Origin of the sequence: Micromonospora sp. LOL_021 (assembly GCF_048060215.1) — a bacterium.
Lineage (GTDB): Bacteria > Actinomycetota > Actinomycetes > Mycobacteriales > Micromonosporaceae > Micromonospora_E.
In genome coordinates this window covers 188,727-209,829 of sequence record NZ_JBHMIN010000001.1, presented here as the reverse complement: position 1 = coordinate 209,829, position 21,103 = coordinate 188,727, and the positions used below count along the sequence as shown (strand labels likewise).

19 protein-coding genes and 1 tRNA gene are annotated in these 21,103 nt (G+C 71.1%); 12 read left to right on the top strand and 8 right to left on the bottom strand.

The window, feature by feature from the left end; all coding sequences use genetic code 11:
- Positions 1–13 precede the first annotated feature (13 nt).
- From ACFHWT_RS00990 to ACFHWT_RS00980, 3 genes are all read left to right on the top strand, one after another.
- Positions 14–1,969 (top strand): DUF3987 domain-containing protein, encoded by a 1,956-nt coding sequence (locus ACFHWT_RS00990; protein WP_416592690.1) that lies wholly within the window; start codon positions 14–16, stop codon positions 1,967–1,969.
- A gap of 273 nt (positions 1,970–2,242) precedes the next feature.
- Positions 2,243–2,440, top strand: a complete 198-nt coding sequence (locus ACFHWT_RS00985; RefSeq protein ID WP_289213324.1) for a helix-turn-helix domain-containing protein — start codon at positions 2,243–2,245, stop codon at positions 2,438–2,440.
- Positions 2,440–3,684: a tyrosine-type recombinase/integrase gene (locus tag ACFHWT_RS00980; protein WP_416592689.1), complete on the top strand. Its 1,245-nt coding sequence runs from the start codon at positions 2,440–2,442 to the stop codon at positions 3,682–3,684. The genes ACFHWT_RS00985 and ACFHWT_RS00980 overlap by 1 nt, the downstream gene beginning before the upstream one ends.
- A gap of 78 nt (positions 3,685–3,762) precedes the next feature.
- Here ACFHWT_RS00980 and ACFHWT_RS00975 read toward each other — a convergent pair.
- The 4 genes from ACFHWT_RS00975 to ACFHWT_RS00960 form a co-directional block, all read right to left on the bottom strand.
- Positions 3,763–3,834, bottom strand: a tRNA-Val gene (locus ACFHWT_RS00975).
- Between the two features lie 165 nt (positions 3,835–3,999).
- Positions 4,000–4,464 (bottom strand): peroxiredoxin, encoded by a 465-nt coding sequence (locus ACFHWT_RS00970; protein ID WP_416592688.1) that lies wholly within the window; start codon positions 4,462–4,464, stop codon positions 4,000–4,002.
- A gap of 14 nt (positions 4,465–4,478) precedes the next feature.
- Entirely contained in the window at positions 4,479–4,916 is a 438-nt protein-coding gene (locus ACFHWT_RS00965) for a DUF3052 domain-containing protein (protein ID WP_123602854.1), read from the bottom strand.
- 109 nt (positions 4,917–5,025) lie between these two features.
- Complete coding sequence (locus ACFHWT_RS00960; protein WP_416592884.1) at positions 5,026–7,407, bottom strand: transketolase C-terminal domain-containing protein; 2,382 nt, start codon at positions 7,405–7,407, stop codon at positions 5,026–5,028.
- A gap of 391 nt (positions 7,408–7,798) precedes the next feature.
- Between ACFHWT_RS00960 and ACFHWT_RS00955 the strand changes: the two genes are divergently transcribed.
- From ACFHWT_RS00955 to aceE, 4 genes are all read left to right on the top strand, one after another.
- Positions 7,799–8,710, top strand: a complete 912-nt coding sequence (locus tag ACFHWT_RS00955; protein ID WP_416592687.1) for an ATP-binding cassette domain-containing protein — start codon at positions 7,799–7,801, stop codon at positions 8,708–8,710.
- Positions 8,697–9,494 (top strand): ABC transporter permease subunit, encoded by a 798-nt coding sequence (locus ACFHWT_RS00950; protein ID WP_282231662.1) that lies wholly within the window; start codon positions 8,697–8,699, stop codon positions 9,492–9,494. The genes ACFHWT_RS00955 and ACFHWT_RS00950 overlap by 14 nt, the downstream gene beginning before the upstream one ends.
- 35 nt (positions 9,495–9,529) lie before the next feature.
- Entirely contained in the window at positions 9,530–9,934 is a 405-nt protein-coding gene (locus tag ACFHWT_RS00945) for a YjbQ family protein (RefSeq protein WP_199757666.1), read from the top strand.
- A 188-nt stretch (positions 9,935–10,122) separates the two neighbouring features.
- Complete coding sequence (aceE, locus tag ACFHWT_RS00940) at positions 10,123–12,885, top strand: pyruvate dehydrogenase (acetyl-transferring), homodimeric type (protein ID WP_416592686.1); 2,763 nt, start codon at positions 10,123–10,125, stop codon at positions 12,883–12,885.
- Between the two features lie 91 nt (positions 12,886–12,976).
- Here the strand turns inward: aceE and ACFHWT_RS00935 are convergent, their stop codons facing one another.
- Positions 12,977–13,447, bottom strand: coding sequence for an SRPBCC family protein (locus ACFHWT_RS00935; protein ID WP_416592685.1), 471 nt, complete (start codon positions 13,445–13,447; stop codon positions 12,977–12,979).
- Between the two features lie 142 nt (positions 13,448–13,589).
- On the opposite strand from ACFHWT_RS00935, the gene gltX reads away from it, so the two are divergent.
- Positions 13,590–15,023, top strand: coding sequence for a glutamate--tRNA ligase (gltX, locus tag ACFHWT_RS00930; RefSeq protein ID WP_416592684.1), 1,434 nt, complete (start codon positions 13,590–13,592; stop codon positions 15,021–15,023).
- Between the two features lie 45 nt (positions 15,024–15,068).
- Here gltX and ACFHWT_RS00925 read toward each other — a convergent pair whose 3' ends face one another.
- Positions 15,069–15,644 (bottom strand): copper resistance CopC family protein, encoded by a 576-nt coding sequence (locus ACFHWT_RS00925; protein ID WP_416592683.1) that lies wholly within the window; start codon positions 15,642–15,644, stop codon positions 15,069–15,071.
- Between the two features lie 267 nt (positions 15,645–15,911).
- On the opposite strand from ACFHWT_RS00925, the gene ACFHWT_RS00920 reads away from it, so the two are divergent.
- Positions 15,912–16,559: a hypothetical protein gene (locus ACFHWT_RS00920; protein WP_278170509.1), complete on the top strand. Its 648-nt coding sequence runs from the start codon at positions 15,912–15,914 to the stop codon at positions 16,557–16,559.
- Between the two features lie 14 nt (positions 16,560–16,573).
- Here the strand turns inward: ACFHWT_RS00920 and ACFHWT_RS00915 are convergent, their stop codons facing one another.
- Both ACFHWT_RS00915 and ACFHWT_RS00910 read right to left on the bottom strand, forming a co-directional pair.
- The gene (locus ACFHWT_RS00915; RefSeq protein WP_416592682.1) at positions 16,574–16,819 is read right to left on the bottom strand and encodes a hypothetical protein; all 246 of its coding nucleotides are present in this window, start codon (positions 16,817–16,819) and stop codon (positions 16,574–16,576) included.
- Positions 16,819–17,511, bottom strand: coding sequence for a phosphatase PAP2 family protein (locus ACFHWT_RS00910; protein WP_416592681.1), 693 nt, complete (start codon positions 17,509–17,511; stop codon positions 16,819–16,821). The genes ACFHWT_RS00915 and ACFHWT_RS00910 overlap by 1 nt, the downstream gene beginning before the upstream one ends.
- A 58-nt stretch (positions 17,512–17,569) precedes the next feature.
- On the opposite strand from ACFHWT_RS00910, the gene ACFHWT_RS00905 reads away from it, so the two are divergent.
- From ACFHWT_RS00905 to ACFHWT_RS00895, 3 genes are all read left to right on the top strand, one after another.
- Positions 17,570–18,772: a PucR family transcriptional regulator gene (locus tag ACFHWT_RS00905; RefSeq protein ID WP_416592680.1), complete on the top strand. Its 1,203-nt coding sequence runs from the start codon at positions 17,570–17,572 to the stop codon at positions 18,770–18,772.
- 137 nt (positions 18,773–18,909) lie between these two features.
- On the top strand, positions 18,910–20,115 hold the full coding sequence (locus ACFHWT_RS00900; RefSeq protein WP_416592679.1) for an acyltransferase domain-containing protein: 1,206 nt from the start codon (positions 18,910–18,912) through the stop codon (positions 20,113–20,115).
- Between the two features lie 38 nt (positions 20,116–20,153).
- Positions 20,154–21,098, top strand: coding sequence for a beta-ketoacyl-ACP synthase III (locus tag ACFHWT_RS00895; protein ID WP_416592678.1), 945 nt, complete (start codon positions 20,154–20,156; stop codon positions 21,096–21,098).
- The last annotated feature ends 5 nt before the right edge of the window (positions 21,099–21,103 follow it).

Below are 21,103 nucleotides of genomic sequence, written 5' to 3'. Positions count from 1 at the left end.
GGAGGAACGCCGTATGAGTCGACAGTCCACCCACGACCACAACGCGGAACGGGCCGTCATCGGCGCGGCGCTGGTCGCCCCGCCGGTCACGGCCGACCTGATCGCTCTGCTCACCGCCGAGGACTTCCACCGGCCCGCGCACGGGATCATCTGGCAGGCGTTGACCGCCGTGCACGCCACCGGCCAGGCCACCGACCCGATCACCCTCACGGCGTATCTCGCCGAGTCTGGCGAGTTGGGCAAGGTCGGCGGTGCCCCGTACCTGCACACGTTGATCCGCGATGTCCCGGCAGCGGCGAACGCGGGGCACTACGCGCGGATCGTGGCCGACCATGCTGCCCGTCGCCGGGTCGTCGACCTGGGCGAGCGGCTGACCAGCCTCGCCGCATCCGGCGCGGACGTCGCCGACGTGGTGGCGACCGGTCGTGTGCTGCTCGACCAGGCCGACACCAGCGGTTGGGCACCGCTGATTCCGCTCGGCGATCGCCGCCACCTGCCCGCGTTCCCCGCCGAGATGTTGCCCGCCTGGGTCGCCGAGATGGTCTACGGGGTTGCCGAGTTCACACAGACTCCGGTCGACCTGCCCGGCTGCATCGCCCTGGCCGCGCTGTCGACGGCTGCCGGTGGCCGGGCCGAGGTGGAGGTACGGGGATCGTGGCGGGAGCCGGTCAACCTGTTCACGGTCGTGGTGTTGCCGCCGGGTTCGCGGAAGTCGGCGGTGTTCGCGGCGATGACCGGGCCGTTGTTGGCCGCTGAGAAGGTGTTGGTGGAGCGGACCCGGCCCGCGATCGTGGAAGCCGAACTCGCGGCACGGGTGGCGGGGAAGACGGCAGAGCGGACGGCGATCGCCGCTGCGAACGCGGATGCGTCCGGCCGTGACACCCTGCTTGCTGAGGCGACCGCCGCCGCGATGAACGCCGACACCATCACCGTCCCGGCGCTACCACAGTTGGTCGCCGACGACGTCACCAGTGAGGAAGCCGCATCCCTGCTAGCGGAGCAGGGCGGACGCCTGGCCGTGCTGTCGCCGGAAGGTGGCATCTTCGCCACCATCGCCGGCCGCTACTCCGGAACCCCCAACCTGGAAGTGTTCCTCAAGGGCCACGCCGGGGACATGCTGCGCGTCAACCGTCGTAGTCGCGCCCCGGAACACGTCGAGCATCCCGCGCTAACACTTGGCCTGGCCGTGCAACCCGACGTCCTACGCGACATCGCCGACATGCCCGGATTCCGCGGCAAGGGACTCTTGGCGCGCATCCTGTTCTCGCTGCCGGAGAACACCGTCGGACGACGCCGGATCGGAGCCGACCCGGTACCCGAACCGGTCGCCGCCACCTACGCGGCCAACCTCGCCACGCTCGTGATGTCCCTCGCCGAGTGGACCGACCCGGCCGTGTTGCCGCTCACCCCCGACGCCAACGACCGCGTGTTGGACATCGAACGGGCCGTAGAGCCGCGTTTGGCTCCCGGTGGCGCGTGGTCACACCTGATCGACTGGGGCAGCAAGTACACCGGCGCGGTCGTCCGCATCGCCGGACTGATCCACCTCGCCGAACACCTGCGCGACGGCTGGGGAAAACCCGTCCAGGCCGACACCATCGACCGGGCCGCCCTGCTCGGCGACTACTACGCCGCGCACGCCCTGGCCGCGTTCGACGACATGGGAGCCGACCGGACCAGCCGACACGCCCGCCACGTCCTCACCTGGATCGAACGCACCACCACGACCGCCTTCACGAAGCGGGAGCTGTTCCGCGCGGTCCGCAGCAGCCAACTGCCCACCGTCGCCGACCTCGACCCCGCCCTGTCCCTGCTCGAAACGCACGGCTACATCCGCCAGCTTGAGCAACCCCGCACGCGGGCCGGTGGCCGACCCCCATCGCCCTCGTACCTCGTTCACCCCGACCTACACCAGCAACCCGCCGCCACCATCCACGCCCTACCCGATGCCGTCCGTCGGACCGCCTGATGCCCCGGACAGAACTGACACAACTGACACAACCCCCCACTGACCGAGGTTCTGTCAGTTCTGTCAGTTCTGTCCAGGACAAAACACCCCCGCCGGACCGGCCAGCAGCCCTGCCGCGCCGCACCGGGCCGAACCCCTCGACACCCACCACCGGGGAGAAGCGTGAACCGCGCAGATCGCATGTGCCCCGCCGTCGAAGAAGCCGCTCACCGTCCCGGCCCCGCCTCGCCGCCGGGTGAGCGCCGTCCAGTCAGCCGCAGGGAGAGGAACACGTTGGAAGCCACCCCCGCTACCCGTCCCCGTGTCCTGCGCGTCGAAGAGGCCGCGCATGAACTCGGCATCGGCCGATCGCTGGTCTACGACCTGATCCGGTCCGGCCGGCTGCGATCGCTCAAAGTCGGCAGCCGCCGGCTGATCCCAACCGCCGCCATCGACGAAGTAATCGACCTACTGTCCCAGGAGGCAGCCTGATGGCCACCGGCAACCGAAGCGCTCGATCCAACGGCCCTCGCCGCAACCCCAACGGTGAAGGCTCGATCTACCAGCGGGCCAGCGACGGCCGGTGGGTCGGTCAGGCGTACGTCCTCACCACCGACGGCACCCGCAAGCGCAAAGCCGTCTACGGCGCGACCTGGCAGGAAACCCACGACAAGCTGATAGCGCTCAAGGCTCAGTCTCGCCAGGGCATCCCGATCCCGGACCGGGCGTGGAAGCTCGCCGATTACCTGCCGTACTGGCTCGCCGGCTACGTCGCGGACCTCAAGCCGACCACCGCCCGAGGCTACGAAAGCGCCATCCGGCTCCACCTCATCCCCGCGCTCGGCACCAAGCGTCTCGACGGGCTCCAGGTGCAACACGTGCGCACGTTCCTCGACGAGTTCCGGCGCAAGTGCCTGTGCTGCACAGCCGGAACCGACAAGAACCGGCCGGCGGATCGGCAGTGCTGCTCTGCCGGTCACTGCTGCGCGCACTACCCGAGCGCGCGTCAGATTCAGTTCGTGCACGCCGTGCTGCGCAACGCGCTCCAGCACGCGATGCGGGAAGAACTCGTCTCCCGCAACGTCGCCAAGCTGGTCCGCGTGCCGTCGCCGCGATACAAGGTCGGCAAGGGACTGTCGGTGGAACAGGCCCGGACGTTGATCGCCGCCGCAGAAGGACACCGGTTGTACGCGCTGTACGTCGTCGCCGCCACGATGGGACTCCGACGCGGGGAACTGCTCGGACTCCGCTGGTCGGATCTCGACCTCGACAACGGCACGGTCAGCATCGCGCAGACCGTCCAGCGGGCCGGCGGCAAACTGCATCTGCAGGACACCAAGACGGAGGATTCGGAAAGCGTGCTGCCGCTGCCGGACTGGACCTGGATGGTGCTACTCGACCACCAACAGGATCAGCAACGGGAGCGGGATCGGCTCGCCGAGGTCTGGGAGGATCACGACCTGGTCTTCCCGTCCGAGCGGGGAACCCCGATGGAGCCGCGCAACCTGAACCGGCACTTTGCTGCGCTGCGGGACAAGGCAGGGCTATCCGATGTCCGGCTGCACGACTTCCGACACACGGTCGTTTCGCTGCTGATGGAGTTGGGCGTACCGCCACACGTCGTCCAGGCCATCGCCCGGCACGCGGACGTGAAGATCACGTTGAAGATCTACGCGCATGCGAACCTCGACGTGATGCGCCAGGCGCTCGGCAAGCTCGACGGGCGGCTGTCGTGAACGCGGTTGCTGTCACCGCTGCTGTCAGCCGGCCAGCTGGCTGACCCTCGACGATGCTCCGTCGCTGGTCGGGATGGGTGGGCGCGGCAGGTTTCGAACCTGCGACCCCTCGCTTGTAAGGCGAGTGCTCTCCCACTGAGCTACGCGCCCGGGCATCACAAGAATCGCCGGCCCGGCGGCGGCCAGTTTACCCTGCCGATTCCGGCCCGGCGCGACGGAGTTCCCGGCGGTCGACGGCCGTACCGCCGGCAGGCGGGACCGTCCCGGCCTGCAGGGCCCGCCGGACGGTAGCGGGTCCCGCAGGTCGGACGCTGGTCAGTCGGCCAGCTCGGCCAGCGCCTTGCGCCACACGGCCTGGTCACGGGCCTGGCCCGGCCCGTTCATCTCGGCGAAGCGGACCACGCCGGTCTTGTCGATCACGAACGTGCCCCGGTTGGCGATCCCGGCGGCGTCGTTGAACACCCCGTACGCCTGGGCGACGGCGCCGTGCGGCCAGAAGTCGGCGAGCAGCGGGAACTGGAAACCTTCCTGCTCCGCCCAGATCTTGTGGGTGTAGACGGAGTCCACGCTCACGGTGAGCGTCTGCACCTCGTCGTTGACGTAGGCGTCGATGTTGTCCCGGACCTCCTGCAGCTCGCCCTGGCAGGTGCCGGTGAACGCGAGCGGGTAGAAGATCAGCAGGATCGCCTGCCGACCCCGGAAGTCGGCCAGCCGCACCTCCTGGTTGTTCTGGTTCTTGAGGGTGAACTCCGGTGCCGGCGTGCCGACCTCGACGGGCATGTACGCTCCTTCACTCACTTCTTGGCCTTGGCCCCACGGCGCAGGACCAGCCGGGCGGCGCTCCAGTCCTTGCCTGCGTTGACCATGGAAGTCTGTTGCAGTCCGGCGCTGGGCGCGGACTCGCTGATGTCACTCGGCTCGACGTGACCGTCACGCCCGGCCTTGGGCGTCAGCAGCCACACCACCCCGTTGTCGGCCAGCGGGCCGAGCGAGTCGACGAGCAACTCGAACAGGTCTCCGTCACCGTCGCGGTACCACAGCAGCACCGCGTCGACGACCTCGTCGGTGTCCTCGTCGACCAACTCGCCACAGCGGTCGGTCAGGGCGTCGCGGAGATCCTGGTCGACGTCGTCGTCGTAACCCATCTCCATGACCACCATGCCCGGCTCGATGCCGAACCGGTCCGCCAGGCTCCGTACGCCGTCGGCGGCCTGACCAGCGGTCGCGCTCACTGTTACTTGCCTCCTCGTCTTGAGCTGCCGGTATCCGTCGGACACCGATAGCGGGTAGTTCACACAGTTGTGCCGCCCGGCGCAAGTGGCGCACCGAGTTCACCGGAATTTACCGTGCCAGCAGCGCTCGGGCACCCTGGGTGATGGCATCTTCGCCGACCAGCACCTGGTTGGCGACCGGGCCGAGGGGGACGTATGTGTCCAATGCCGCGATCCGGGCAGCGGCTCCGACGTACCCGGCTTCGACCAGCGCTGCCAGCACCCCCTCACCGACCCCGCCGGAGCGGCGGGTCTCGTCGACCACCAGCACCCGACCGGTGGCCGTCGCCTCGCGGATGATGTCGGCCACCGGCAGCGGTGCGAGCCAGCGCAGGTCGACGACCCGGCAGCCGGCCCCTTCGGCGGCCAGCCGGGCTGCGACCCGCAACGACATCCGTACGCCGTTGCCGAAGGTGATCACCGTCAGGTCCTCGCCGCTGCCGATGGAGTAGCTGCGGGCCCGGCCGACCGGGATGTGCCGGGCACCCCACTCCCCTGGCGGGGTGTACGGCGCCAGCCACAGTCCGTCGTCTGGAACGTGCAGGTCACGAGTGTCGTAGAGGGCGACGGGCTCGAGGAAGACGCACACACTGCCGTCGACCGCCGCGCTGGCCAGACAGGAGCGCAGCAGCCCGGCGGCGTCGTCGGCCCGGGCCGGCACGGCCAGCACCAGGCCGGGTACGTCGCGTAGCACCGCCAGCGAATTGTCGTTGTGGAGATGCCCACTGAGGCTCTCCTGGTAGGCGAGACCGGGCACGCGCAGCACCATCGGGTTGCGGTAGCCGCCCCGGGATAGGAACTGCAGCGCGGCGGCCTCGCCGCGCAGCTGGTCCTCGGCGCTGTGCAGGTGGCTCAGGTACTGGATCTCCGGCACTGGCAGCTGGCCGGCCAGTCCGGCGCCGAGTCCGAGTCCGAGGACTGTGGTGCCGTCGCCGGTGGTGTCGAAGACGCGGTGGACGCCGAACCGGTCCTGCAGCCCGGCGGTGACGCCGTGCACGCCGCCCTTGGCGGCGACGTCGGCACCGAACACGGTCATCGCCGGGTACGCCAGCAGACCGTCGGCGAGCGCGGCGGTGATCGTCTGGGCCAGGGTCATCGGCCCGCGTTCCTCGGGCAGCCGGGTGCCGAGGGTGGTGGCGCGGGTGGTGGCAGCCGCTCCGGCCGCGCGGGCGCCGGTGTCGGCGACCACCCGGGCGACCCGGATCGGCCGGCGCGGGGCGATGGTGGCCACGACCTGTCCGGCGGTGTCGAGCTTGGCCTCCCCGATGACCTCCTCGGCGACCTTGCGCACCTGCCAGCCGACTTCGTCGTACCGGGAAATGATCTCGTCGGGGCTGGCCAGGCCGGCGGCGACCAGCAGCCGCGCGGTGCCGACCAGTGGGTCGCGGGCGACGTCGCGGTCGATCTCCTCGGCCGACCGGTACGCCGATTCGACGTCGGCGCCGCTGTGCCCCATCAGCCGGACGGTGGACAGGTGCAGCACCGCCGGCCGGCGGTGCTCGCGGACCCAGGCGGCGGCTTCGGCGGCGACGTCGTAGGTGGCCGCCAGGTCGCACCCGTCGGCGGCGAAGTACCGCAGCCCCGGTCGGCAGCGCAGTGTCTCGGCGACCCAGCCGTCCGGCGACCGTACGCTGCCGCCCAGGCCGTTGTCCTCGCAGACGAACAGCACCGGCGTGGACAGCCCGGCGTGGTCGGCCCAGCCGGCGGTGTTGAACGCCGCCGTAGCAGCGGCATGGTTGACTGCCGCGTCGCCGAAGCTGCAGACCACGATGGCGTCGTCCGGCCAGGGCAGCCGGGGTTCCAGGTACGGCCGGCCGACTGCGGCGGACCGGGCCAGCCCTGGTTGACGTTGCCGGACGGTCGGCAGCATCCGGCGCATCCGGTCGATGCCGAGTGCCGTCCCGACCGCCCGGGGCAGGTGCCCGCCGACGCTGCCGGAGGCGGGCACGATGTTGATCGCTGTGTTGCCGAACACCTTGCCCCGGCCACCGGTGGTCGGGTCGGACGCGGAGGCGACGGCGCCGCGCAGCACGTCCCGGGCGGCGTCGGTGACCGGGTCGGTGCCGGCTTCGCCAGCGTCGGTGCCGGCGCCGGTGTCGCCCGTGCCGGAGCGGTCGGCCGCGCCGGAGCGAAGGCCCGGTTCGACGCCGGGCTCGTGGCCGGCGGCGAGGCCGGCCTGGGCGAGCCGGGCGCAGTAGAAGCCACCGGACCGGTAGTGCAGGAGCGCCGGGTCGGTCACCCGGACGGCGGCGGCCAGCGCCGCGTTGCCCTCGTGACCGGACGAGCCGAGCGTGTAGAAACCTTCTCCGAAGCTGCGCAGCCAGCGTTTGGCCAGGTCGAGATGGCGGCTGGTGAGTTGGGCGTCGAACAGCGCCAGCGCGGACTGCCCGGTGAGCAGGGTTCCGTCGCGTACCGGTTGTTCGGGTGCCCGTCGGTCCGGCGCGGGGTCCATCGCGGCGACCGCGGTGCGGAACCGTTCGTCGAGGTCCTGCGGGGTGGTCACGTCGGACAGCATTACCGACGCCCGCCAGGCGCGGCCACCGGGCGGCGAGCGGGCCGCCACTGGGCCGGGTCGGGGCAGACTGCAGCGCCGCTGGTGGCCGGGGAGGTCATGGTCGCGATGCTACGCGGCAGCCCGGCAAACGGCAGCGCAGCCGCGCCGCCAGGCGCTGCTTGGACGGCAGCGCAGCCACGCCGCCAGGCGCGGGTCACTTGCGGGCGGCGGATAGCATAAGGTTCAGTACGTTCTGAACGTTCGTAACAGCCGTTGATCGTCACAGCCGTTGATCGCCAAACGCTTAGAGGCGCAGCGTCGACAACCCAAGTCAAGGAGGCGAGGACCGATGGCTGACCCGGCCATCCGTACCGAGCAGTTGATCAAGACGTACGGCCGCAACCGCGGCCTCACCGGCCTCGACCTTCAGGTCGAGACCGCCGAGGTGTACGGGTTCCTCGGCCCCAACGGGGCCGGCAAGTCCACCACCATCCGGCTGCTGCTGGACCTGATCCGCCCGACCAGCGGCACCGTCCGGGTGCTGGGGCTCGACCCGCGCGCCGACGGCATCCCGCTCCGCCGACGGATCGGCTACCTGGCCGGCGACTTCATCGTGGACGGCCGGCAGACCGGCCACGAACTCCTCACCTACCTGGGTAACCTGCGCGGCGGCGTGCCGAAGGCGCGGATCGCCGAGCTGGCCGACCGGCTCGACCTCGACCTCGGTCGGCGAATCAAAGGGCTGTCCAAGGGCAACCGGCAGAAGGTCGGCGTAGTGCAGGCCTTCATGCACTCCCCCGAGCTGCTCATCCTCGACGAACCGACCAGCGGCCTGGACCCCTTCCTGCAGCAGGAGTTCGTCGCGATGGTCCGCGAGGCGAAGGCCGCCGGGCAGACCGTCTTCATGTCCTCGCACGTGATGAGCGAGGTGCAGCAGACCGCCGACCGGGTCGGCATCATCCGCGACGGCCGGCTGGTCACCGTCGAACGGGTCGAGGACCTACGGGAACGGGCGGTACGCCGGATCGAGATCGTCTTCGACGGCCCGGTGCCGGCCGACGAGTTCGCGACGGTTCCCGGGCTCAGCGACGTCGTGGTGCGCGACAACCGGCTCAGTTGCCGGCTCGACGGGCGGGCCGATCCGCTGATCAAGGCGGCGAGCCGGTACACCGTCGTCAGCTTCCTGGCCGAGGAGCCCGACCTGGAGGACCTCTTCTTCACCTACTACGAGCGGACGGAGACCGACGGTGTTGCTGCGTAACCCGTTCACCAAGGCGCTGCGCGACAACCGCCGGTCCATGCTGGGCTGGGCGGTGTCGATCGCAGCCGTCGGCACCATGTACGCGGCGTTCTGGCCGACCATGCAGACACCGGAGATGGCGGATGCGCTGGCGGCGTATCCGGAAGGGATGCTGGAGGCGCTCAACTTCGAAGACGTCACCAGTCCCGCCGGCTATCTCGGCAGCGCCGTCTACGGACTGCTCATCCCCCTGCTCGTGGCGGTGTTCGGGATCGGCGCCGGGGCCCGGACGATCGCCGGTGACGAGGAGGCCGGTTCGCTGGACCTGCTGCTCGCCCACCCGGTCGGCCGGGCCCGGGCCGCGCTGCAGCGGTTCGCCGCGCTGGTGGTCGGGCTGGTGGTCACCGGGGCGCTGCTCTGGCTGGCCCTGGTGGCGATCCGTGGTCCGGCCGAGTTCACCGCAGTCGGGGTCGGTGCGCTGGCCGCGATGACCCTGCATCTGGTGCTGTTCGGCACCGCGTTCGCCGCCCTGGCGTACGGGGTGGGGGCCGCCACCGGCAGCCGGGCGACGGCGCTCGGCGTCGGCGCGGCGGTCGCCGTACTCGGCTACCTCGCCAACGCCGTCCTGCCCCAGGTCGACGCGTTGGCGTGGGCCCGCGACGTCTCCCCGTTCCACTGGTACCTCGACGGCGATCCGTTGGTGAACGGGGTGCAGGTCGGCGGCGTACTGCTGCTTGCCGGCTTCGCCGCGGTCTGCGTCGCCGCCGGCACCTGGCGCTTCACCCGTCGCGACATCGCCGTGTGAGGAATCCGGCCGGCCCGGCTGCCACACTGGCAGGCATGGACTCCGACGTGATCTCCATCCGGACCGGCTCCCGGCCCGTGGTGCGCGACATCACCGCCGAGGCGGGGCGGTTCGTGGCCGGACGCGGCGACGGGCTGCTGCACGTGTTCGTACCGCACGCCACCGCCGGCATCGCGATCATCGAGACCGGTGCCGGCTCCGACGACGATCTGCTCACCGCCCTGGACCAACTGCTGCCCACCGACGACCGCTGGCAGCACCGGCACGGCTCCCCCGGGCACGGCCGGGACCATGTGCTGCCGGCGTTCGTCGCCCCGTACGCCACCCTGCCCGTGCTCGACGGCCGGCTCGCCCTCGGCACCTGGCAGTCGGTCTGCCTGGTCGACCCGAACGGGGACAACGCCGACCGCAAGGTCCGGTTCTCCTTCCTCGCCGGTTGACGGCGGCCGACTCGCTGGTCGAGACGGCCGGCCGGGGAGGTCGGAACCGCAGCCGGAGCCGGCCGGAAGTTACCCTCTGGTACCTGTGTCCCAGATCGCCTCTATGGCGACCGCGCGTGACGCAACCGGCCTCCAGGGGGCAGGATGGTCAGTAGAGACCTATCCCACACACAACTGAGGGAACGCCTGTGGCCACGGAACGCAAGCGCCCGGTGATCAGCGACGGCCTGCCGAGCCAGCTTCCGGACATCGACCCTGAAGAAACCAGCGAATGGGTCGAGTCACTCGACGGAGTGATCGACGAACGCGGCGCCAAACGCGCCCGCTACGTCATGCTGCGCCTGCTCGAACGGGCTCGGGAGCGTCAGGTCGGGGTGCCGCCACTGACCACCACCGACTACATCAACACGATTCCGCCGGAACGCGAACCCTGGTTCCCCGGCGACGAGATGATCGAGCGGCGGATCCGCGCGTACATCCGGTGGAACGCCGCGGTGCTGGTGCACCGCGCGCAGCGGCCGGAGATCGGCGTCGGTGGCCACATCTCCACCTACGCCAGCGCGGCCTCCCTCTACGAAGTGGGAATGAACCACTTCTTCCGTGGCAAGCAGCACCCCGGCGGCGGTGACCACATCTTCTTCCAGGGGCACGCCTCCCCCGGCATGTACGCCCGCGCCTTCGTCGAGGGCCGGCTGTCGGAGCAGCGCCTCGACGGCTTCCGGCAGGAGTTGTCGCACGCCGGGCTCGGCGGCGGGCTGCCGTCGTACCCGCACCCGCGACTGATGCCGGACTTCTGGGAGTTCCCCACTGTCTCGATGGGCCTCGGCGCGATCAACGCGATCTACCAGGCCCGGTTCAACCGGTACCTGCAGCACCGGGGCATCAAGGACACCTCCGACCAGCATGTGTGGGCGTTCCTCGGCGACGGTGAGATGGACGAGCCGGAGTCGCTCGGCGCGATCGGGGTGGCCGCCCGCGAGGAGCTGGACAACCTCACCTTCGTGATCAACTGCAACCTGCAGCGGCTGGACGGCCCAGTGCGCGGCAACGGCAAGGTCATGCAGGAGCTGGAGGCGTTCTTCCGGGGCGCCGGCTGGAACGTGATCAAGGTCGTCTGGGGTCGGGAGTGGGATCCGCTGCTCGCCGCGGACACCGACGGCGCGCTGGTCAACCTGATGAACACCACGCCGGACGGCGACTACCAGACCTACAAGGCCGAGTCCGGCGCGTACGTGCGGGAGCACTTCTTCGGTCGCGACCCGCGTACCCGCAAGATGGTCGAAGGGCTGTCCGACGACGAGATCTGGAACCTCAAGCGCGGCGGGCACGACTACCGCAAGCTGTACGCGGCGTACAAGGCGGCCACCGAGCACACCGGCCAGCCGACGGTGATCCTGGCCAAGACGATCAAGGGCTGGACGCTCGGGGAGCACTTCGAGGGCCGCAACGCCACCCACCAGATGAAGAAGCTGACCCTGGACGACCTGAAGACCTTCCGGGACCGGCTCTACCTGGACGTGCCGGACGAGCAGTTGGAAGCCAACCCCTACCTCCCGCCGTACCTGCGCCCGGCCGACGACTCCCCGGAGATGACCTACCTGCAGGAGCGCCGCAAGGCCCTCGGCGGGTACGTGCCGACCCGGCGGACCACCGCCCGCCCGCTGGCGGTGCCGGGCAGTGAGCGGTTCGGTGACGTCAAGCGCGGCTCCGGCAAGCAGAAGGTCGCCACCACGATGGCCTTCGTCCGGCTGCTCAAGGACATCATGAAGGACCGCGAGTTCGGCAAGCGGTGGGTGCCGATCATCCCGGACGAGGCGCGGACGTTCGGCATGGACTCGCTGTTCCCGACGCAGAAGATCTACTCACCGCACGGGCAGAAGTACACCGCGGTGGACCGGGAGCTGTTCCTGTCGTACAAGGAGTCGACCGCCGGGCAGATTCTGCACGAGGGGATCAACGAGGCCGGCTCGGTGGCCTCGTTCACCGCCGCCGGCACGTCGTACGCCACCCACGACGAGCCGATGATCCCGCTGTACATCTTCTACTCGATGTTCGGCTTCCAGCGCACCGGCGACGCGTTCTGGGCGGCGGCCGACCAGATGGCCCGCGGCTTCGTCCTCGGGGCCACCGCCGGGCGGACCACGCTCAACGGCGAGGGCCTGCAGCACGAGGACGGCCATTCGCAGCTGCTCGCCGCGAGCAACCCGGCGGTGGTCGCCTACGACCCGGCGTTCGCGTTCGAGATCGCGCACATCGTGGAGAACGGCCTGCACCGGATGTACGGCGAGTCGCCGGAGAACATCTTCTACTACCTGACGGTGTACAACGAGCCAATCGTGCAGCCGGCCCAGCCGGACGGGCTCGACGTGGAGGGCCTGCTCAAGGGGCTCTACCGGTACGCGGCGGCACCGCAGGTGAGTCGGGCCGACGGCGGCGAAGCCCCCCGGGCGACGATCCTCGCCTCCGGCACCGGGATGCAGTGGGCGCTCAAGGCGCAGCAGTTGCTCGCCGAGGACTGGGGGGTGGCCGCCGACGTGTGGTCGGTGACCTCCTGGACCGAGCTGCGTCGGGACGCGGTGGCCTGCGAGGAGCACAACCTGCTCAACCTGGGCGGTGAGGTGCGGGTGCCGTACGTGCGCACGGCGCTGGCCGACGCGCCGCAGTCGGTGGTCGCGGTCAGCGACTGGATGCGGGCGGTGCCGGACCTGATCGCCCGGTGGATTCCGGGCGACTACACCTCGCTGGGCACCGACGGGTTCGGGCTGTCGGACACCCGGCACGCGTTGCGGCGGCACTTCCATGTCGACGCCGAGTCGGTGGCCGTGGCGACGTTGCGGCAGTTGGCGTTGCGCGGCGAGGTGCCGGCCGAGGTGCCGGCTGGCGCCGCCAAGAAGTACGCGATCGACGACGTCAACGCCGCTCCGGTCGGGGAGACCGGCGGCGACTCCTGATCCGTCGCGTCCGTGGCGGCACCGTCGGCGTCGGACTCCGCCGTAGCTGGGGTCGACGGTGGTCAGCAGACGTTGGTCCGGGTGGCTGCGGTCAGCAGACGTTGGTTCGGTCGTCGGCGTTGGCGGCGTGCCGGGCGGCGGCCAGGTCGGACAGGCGACCCAGGGAGGTCTCCAGATCGGCGCCGACCCGGTGCTTGCCGAGTCGCAGCAGGGTCGCGCTGACCTGGCCGGCCGGCCACCGCACGACAGTCAACCGCACGGCTGTGCCGTCCCCCTCCGGGGTGAGTTCGACCTGCACCTCGGTACGGGCCTCGGCCCGCAGGCCGGGGCCGGCGGCCCGCTCCTGCCAGGCGATCAGCTTGGGCGGCTGGAACTCGATGACCTCGGCGTCCGCAGCAGCGCCGTCCGCCGTGTGCACCCGCATCCGGCGGATGTCGCCGCCGATCACCTCGGCCTGGCGGACACCGGCGAGCCAGTCGGGCAGCAACGCGGCCTGCCCGACCACCTCCCAGACGGTGTCGATCGGGGCCTCCGCCCGTCCGCTGCGTTCGATGAGAATCATCTGCCCGCCTGTCTCTGCCTGCTCGTCCTGACAGGCGCAGCCTAAATCACATTCTCCACAAAAGGTGCAGACTTCGCTGTTCACCCCGGGTGCCACCGGACCTGGCCGTCGGGCGGGGATCGGCCGCCCGTAGGCTGGGACCGTGACGGTACGCGTACGCTTCGCCCCATCCCCCACCGGTATGTTCCACGTCGGCGGTGCCCGGTCAGCACTGCAGAACTGGATCTACGCCAAGCAGCACGGGGGCGTGTTCGTACTGCGGGTGGAGGACACCGACGCGGCCCGCAACCGCCCCGAGTGGATCGAGGGGATCCTCGGCGCGCTCGACTGGATCGGCATCCGTCGTGGTTCCTACGAGGGGCCGTACTTCCAGTCGGCCAACGCCGGCGAGCACCGCGCGGCGGCCGACCGGCTGCACCAGTCCGGGCGTGCCTACTACTGCGACTGCGCCCGCGCCGACGTGCAGGCCCGCACCGGCAGCGAGTACCGCGGGTACGACGGGTTCTGCCGCGACCGGGGTCTCGACGCCGGTGCCGGACGGGCCCTGCGGTTCCGCACTCCGGACACCGGCAGCACCACGGTCGTCGACCTGATCCGCGGCGAGCCGACGTTCGAGAACCAGTTGATCGAGGACTTCGTCATCGCCCGGGGCGACGGCTCGCCGGTCTTCCTGCTGGCCAACGTGGTCGACGACATCTCCCAGGGGATCACCCACGTGATCCGCGCCGAGGAGCACCTGCCGAACACCCCCAAGCAGCAGCTGCTCTGGGCAGCGCTCGGGGTCAAGCCACCGGTCTGGGCGCATGTACCGGTGGTCGTCAACGAGAAACGTCAGAAGCTGTCCAAGCGCCGCGACAAGGTGGCACTGGAGGCGTACCGCGACGAGGGCTACCTCGCCGACGCGATGCGCAACTATCTGATGCTGCTCGGCTGGGCGCCGAGCAACGACCGGGAGATCGTGCCCTGGTCGGTGATCGAGGAGGAGTTCCGGCTGGAGGCGGTGAACCCGTCACCGGCGTTCTTCGACGAGCGCAAACTACGCGCTTTCAACGGCGAGTACATCCGGGCGCTGCCGGTCGAGGACTTCATCGCCGCCTGCGAGCCCTGGCTGACTGGGACGCCGTCGACGCCGGCGCCGACCGGCAGCGGTATCGCGCCGCCGCCGTGGCGGGCGGCCGACTACGACCCGACGACGTTCGCGGCGGTCGCTCCGCTCGCCCAGACCAGGATCGCCGTGCTCAGCGAGATCGTCGCCAACGTCGACTTCCTCTTCCTCGACGTCCCGGTGATCGACGACGCCGCGTGGGCAAAGGCGATGAAGGACGGCTCAGCCGACTTGCTGGACGCGACGATCGCCGCGTTCGCGGCGCTGCCGGACTGGTCCGCCGAGCCATTGAAGGCGGCGCTGGAGCAGGTGGGCGCCGAGCGTGGCCTCAAGCTCGGTAAGGCCCAGGCACCGGTACGGGTCGCGGTGACCGGCCGGTCCGTCGGGCTGCCGCTGTTCGAGTCGCTGGAGGTCCTCGGGCCGGAGCGCACGTTGCGACGGCTGCGCGACGCCCGCGCCCGGCTCGGCTGACGCCGCGACGCTCCGCCGGATCGCCTGGACGCCGCGACGCTCCGGTCAGGTGGTGGTACGGCGGCGGACGAAGAACGCTCCGGCCGCCACCGCGACCAGCAGGACGACGACACCGACCAGCCACGGCCACCAGGGCGCCGACTCGGTGGAGCTGGTCGCCTGCGGCGTCGGTGCCGGGGGCGCCTCCGGTGTCGGTTCTGCCGTGGTGGGGCTGGGTGCTGCGGTCGGTGACGGATCAGCGGTCGGCTCGACACCGGCCGTCAAAGTGAAGGCGAGTGTGCCCTTGACCCAGTGCCCATCAGTGGACAACACATTGTAGTCCACTGTGTACTCTCCAGCGGGTCCGGGACGGAAGGGCACGCTCACCGCTTTGCCGTCCACTACGGGCGACCCGGTGGACGCCGCAGCGCCGTCCGGACCGGTCACGCTCAGTTCGGTCTGCTCCTGGCTGAGATTGGCCAGAAAGGTGAGTCGGACCGTCTCGGGGGCCTGCGCGAGCTCCGCGCCGTCAGCCGGATCGCTTCCGGTCAGCACGTTGTGCGCCTGGGCCGGCGATGCTCCGAACAGCACCGCGAGCAGCCCGACGACCACCGCGAGCAACATCCCTGGTACGCGTACCACCCTGTCCCCCACCTGTTGCGATCGCCGGATACGATCGGTCGCCAGACAACGTACCGGGCCGCCATCGGCCGACCTCCCTGGTTGGTCGGTCACCGGTCGTCGATGGTTCCCGAAAAATCCGTCCAGCGGGTGCAACCGTCCAGGGTCATGCGGAGTCTCTCACAGTGAGGGTCCGCAGCCCCGCCCGCCGCTGATTACGTCGGGCAGCCATCGGGTAGTGAGCACATCGACTAGGGACCTGACCTCCGCGGGGCGAGGGAGTTGACCATGGGACAGCGGGCAGCCAGCCGTCTCCTAGCGGCCGGTGCGCTGCTCCTGGCATTCGGCACGTCCATCTTGTCGGCGAACCGGGTGTACGCGGCACCACCTGCACCAACGACCGTCACCATTGAAGGTGACGACCTGCCGGAGCCGCTCGCCGTGCACGCCGATGCCGACGCCGAGTTGTTCGCGGCCGTGCTGAGCCAGGTCAGCTGGCTCACCGGACCGGGTCAGACCAGTTCTCCGGAGCCGGGCGACCTCGGCCCGAAGTACCTGGTCGTCGTCATGGTGGCGGACGAGCCACATCGCACCTACGAGCTGTATCCACTGGCCGAGGGTGGCCCGCGCGCGTTCCGACCGGCGGAGCAGCCCGGTGACGGCAAGACCACGGCCGGCTGGTTCTTCGGCCGGCTGACGATGTCCGAGACGCTGCGGGCGGCCGGCGCACCGCTGCCGGCCCGCCCGGACAGTATCAGCGGTGGCATCGGCGGCGGTGAACGGGTGATCCCGGAGGACGCGCTCAACCCGGGTGAGGACATCGACAAGATGCTCACCGACCTGCGACAGGTCATGATGCTCAACGCCGCCGTGGTGGTCGGCATCACTCTGGGTATCGCGGGGATCGCCCTGCTGGTGCGCCGCAGGACCAGGTGACCGGCCGGGCCGTGTCAGCACCAGCGGTGCGGCGGGCGTTCCCGACGTACCACCCGGGAGCTCGGCCGGACCCCGAGGTGACGGTGCGCGCCCGCCCATCCCCGTTGCCCCGCGCAGCAGGTCGACGGCGGCCGCAGGTCGGCCGGGCCGCCCCGGCCGGTTCCCTGCCCGGTCAACGTCCGACCAGGTGACGGTTGGTCCCGCTCCCCCGGATGGTCCCGCTCGACGCCGCCGCTGTGGCCAGCCCCCAGGTACGCCATCACGAACTCCTCACCTCGCACGAGCCGTCCCGAGACGACACCTTGCCAGGTACCGGGCCGGCCGCCGCCGGCCCCCCCGCCCGTGGTGACCAGAGGCGGGCGGCCAGCGCCACCACCGTCACCGCCACCAGGACGCCGCCGATCACGTCGACCGGCCAGTGGGCGAGCAGCACCAGCCGGGTCGCCGCGATGAAGATTGCGCCGACTCCGGCGAGCACCGCCACCAGCAACCGCCCGGTACGCCGTACCCCGGGCCAGACCAGCAGGACGACCGCGATCGCCGCAGCGGCGGCGTTGGTGGTGTGCCCGCTGGGGAAGCCGTTGGCGGCGATGGCCACGAAGCCGTCCACCGGGCGGGGCCGGTGCAGCAGCCACTGCCCCAGTTGCCAGCTGACCGGGGCCGCGACGGTCACCGTCGCGCAGAACCAGGCCCGGGGCCGGTCCCGGCGCAGGGCGAACAGGATGGTCGCGGCGACTCCGACGGCCAGGAACGGCAGCGTCGCCGCCAGATCGGTGACGGTCCGCAGGACCGCCACCAGCGTCGGCCGGTCGGCCGCGTACGCCCGCAGCCCGTCGGTCACCGGAGCGTCCAGTCGGGCGACCAACGCGGGGTCCACCACCAGACCGGTGGTCAGCGCCGCGAGGGTGAGCAGGGCCAGCAGCGGTACGACCAGCGGCGGACGGGCGATCATCAGCACATGTTGGCACGGTCGGCGCGGTCGTGCCCGCTGGGCGTGACACGCTGACGGGGTGGCGACCAAGCGCAACGATGCCGGGCTCACCGCGACCCTGCGTCGTATCGAGCGGTCGGCCGGGGCGCTGGCGACCGCGAGTGTGGCCCGGATGGACGAGACCCTGCCCTGGTTCCGTGAGCTGCCCGCCGACCAGCGCTCCTGGGTGATGGTGATCGCCCAGGCCGGCGTGCGCTCCCTGGTGGAGTGGCTGCGCGACGGCGGTGGCGCGAGCGGCAGCCCGCAGGAGGTCTCCGACGAGGTCTTCGCTGCGGCACCGCGGGCGCTGGCCCGGTCGATCAGCCTGCAGCACACGGTCGCCCTGATCAAGGTCACCATCGACGTGGTCGAGGCGCAGGTGCCGCACCTGGCCGCGACCGGCGAGGAGTCGCTGCTGCGCGAGGCGGTGCTGCGGTTCTCCCGGGAGATCGCCTTCGCCGCCGCCCGGGTGTACGCGCGGGCGGCGGAGTCGCGCGGCGCGTGGGACGCCCGGCTGCAGGCGCTGCTGGTCGACGCGCTGCTGCGCGGCGACTCGTCGGACGTACTAGCCAGCCGGGCGGCCGCGCTGGGCTGGACCGATGCCTCGCCGGTGTCGGTGGTGGTCGGGCGGTCACCGGGCGGCGAGGTCACCGCGGTCCTGCAGATCGTCTACCGGGCCGCCCGACGGATCGGGGTGGAGACGATCGGCGGGGTGCACAACGACCGGCTGGTGGTGGTGCTGGGCGGGGCAGCCGATCCGGCGGCGGCGACCGGCAAGCTGCTGGACGCGTTCGGCGCCGGCCCGGTGGTGGTCGGACCGATGGTGGCCAGCCTGGACGAGGCGACCGAGTCGGCCCGGGCGGCGCTGGCCGGATACCGGGCGGCACCGGCCTGGCCGGCGGCGCCCCGCCCGGTCGCGGCGACCGATCTGCTGCCGGAGCGGGCCCTCGCCGGTGATCCCGAGGCCCGCCGTCGGCTGCGCCGCGACGTGTACGGAACCCTGGTCCGTGCCGGCGGGGAGCTGCTGGAGACCTTGGACGCGTTCTTCGCCGCCGGGGCCGTGCTGGAGGCGACCGCGCGGGCACTGTTCGTCCATCCAAACACGGTGCGTTACCGACTGCGACGCATCGGTGAGGTTACCGGACTGTCGCCGTTCGCCGCCCGCGACGCGTACGCGCTGCAGATGGCTCTGGCGATCGGCCGGTTGGATCCCCCGCCGCTGCTGCGGACCTCGCCTGGCTGAACGCACTTCCGGGCAACATTTGCGGGCAAAAGACGTGCACATCCGACGATTTTTGTAGGAACCCTCCAACCACGGTAGTGCGGATTGGTATCTCAGCACACCCAAGTGACCCGTGGGTATCAGGAAGAGTCATAGCCGTGCTCGCCGTACTCTCCCCCGGCCAGGGGTCCCAGAAGCCCGGCTTCCTCACCCCGTGGCTCGACCTGCCCGGTGCCGAGGCCCGCCTGCGGTGGTGGTCCGCGCTCGCCGGGGTCGACCTGGTGCGTCTCGGCACCACCGCCGACGCCGACGAGATCAAGGACACCGCTCGCACCCAGCCGCTGCTGGTCGCCGCAGCCCTGCTCGCCGCCGAGCACCTGCCTGGCGGACCACCGGCCGGGCACCGCCGGGGCGGGCTCTACGACGTCGCCGTCGTCGCCGGTCACAGCGTCGGCGAACTCGCCGCCGCGGCGCTGGCCGGGGTTCTACCCGCCGAGTCGGCCATCACGCTGGCCGCGGTCCGGGGCCGGGAGATGGCCGCCGCGTGCGCGCTGGAACCCTCCGGGATGGCCGCCGTGCTCGGCGGCGACCGAGACGAGGTGCTGGCCGCGATCGACCGTCACGGGCTGCACCCGGCGAACCACAACGGAGCCGGTCAGATCGTGGTGGCCGGAGCCACCGGCCAACTGGAGAAGTTCGTCGCCGAGCCGCCGGCCCCGGCCCGGGTGGCGACGCTGCAGGTAGCCGGGGCGTTCCACACCCCGTACATGGCCCCGGCCGAGCAGGCGCTCGCGAGCGTCGCCGCCGGGATCATCCCGGCCGACCCCACCCGAATCCTGCTGTCCAACTTGGATGGAGCTGCCGTCGACCACGGCCGGGAGCTGCTGCAACGCCTCGTCCGGCAGGTGACCGCACCGGTGCGCTGGGACCTGTGCATGCACACCCTGGCAAACCTCGGTGTCACCGGAGTACTGGAACTGCCGCCGGCCGGCACCCTCGCCGGTCTGGTCAAGCGGGAGTTCAAGGACCGTGGTGTGCCGGAGATCGTCACCGTGAAGACCCCGGACGACCTGCCTGCGGCGCGGGCCCTGATCGCCCGGCACGGGATCGCCCCCAGCCACGAGCCCACCAGGCAGTTCCGGGTCGTCGTATCGGCCAGCGCCGGCACCTTCGAACCGGCTGCCGGGCTCGCCGAGGGCGACCCGCTGACCGCCGGTCAGATCATCGGACACGTCACCACCCGGCAGGGTCCGGTCGAGGTCGCCGCGCACGACGCCGGTGTGCTCACCGAATGGCTCGCCCACCACGACGACCCGGTCGCACCGGGCCAGCCGCTGGCCCGGATCAGCGGTTCCGCACTGTGAGCGCGCACCCCGACGGCGCGCCGGGAAAGGCAGCAACGATGACCGGATCGCAGATCGTGGCACTCGGGCACTACCAGCCGTCCCGGGTGGTCACCAACGACGAACTCGCCCAGCTGGTGGAGACCAACGACGCCTGGATCCGGGACCGTGTCGGTGTCGTCACCCGCCGGATCGCCGACTCGGAGACCGTCGCCGACATGGCCTCGGCGGCGGCCGAGAAGGCACTGGCCAACGCCGGCCTGACCGCAGCCGACATCGACCTGGTGGTGGTGGCGACCTGCACCGCCATCGACCGCAGCCCGAACGTCGCCTGCCGGGTCGCGGCCCGGCTCGGCATCGCCGCCCCCGGTGCGTACGACATCAACACCGCCTGCTCCGGCTTCAGCTACGCGCTCGGCACCGTCGACCACGCCGTACGGGCCGGTGCCGCGCGCAACGCCCTCGTCATCGGCGCGGAGAAGCTCTCCGACTTCACCAACTGGACCGACCGCTCCACGTGCATCATCTTCGGCGACGGCGCCGGCGCCGCGGTGGTCACCGCCACCGGCGGCAACGAGCCGGCCGGGATCGGACCGGTGGTCTGGGGCTCGGTCCCGGACAAGAGCGACGCGGTACGTATCGAGGGCTGGCGGCCGTACGTCGAGCAGGAGGGCCAGTCGGTGTTCCGGTGGGCGACCACCGCGCTCGCCCCGTTGGCCCTGCAGGCCTGCGAGCGCGCCGGGGTCGACCCGACGGACATCGCCGCCTTCGTCCCCCACCAGGCGAACGCCCGGATCATCGACGGCATCGCCAAGCGGCTCGGGATGCCCGACGCGATCGTCGCAAAGGACATCGTCGAGTCCGGCAACACCTCTGCGGCCAGCGTGCCGTTGGCGCTGTCGAAGCTGGTCGAGCGGCGGGAGATCCCGGCCGGCGCCCCGGTGCTGCTGTTCGGCTTCGGCGGCGGACTCACCTACGCCGGGCAGGTCGTCCGCTGCCCGTAAGCTCC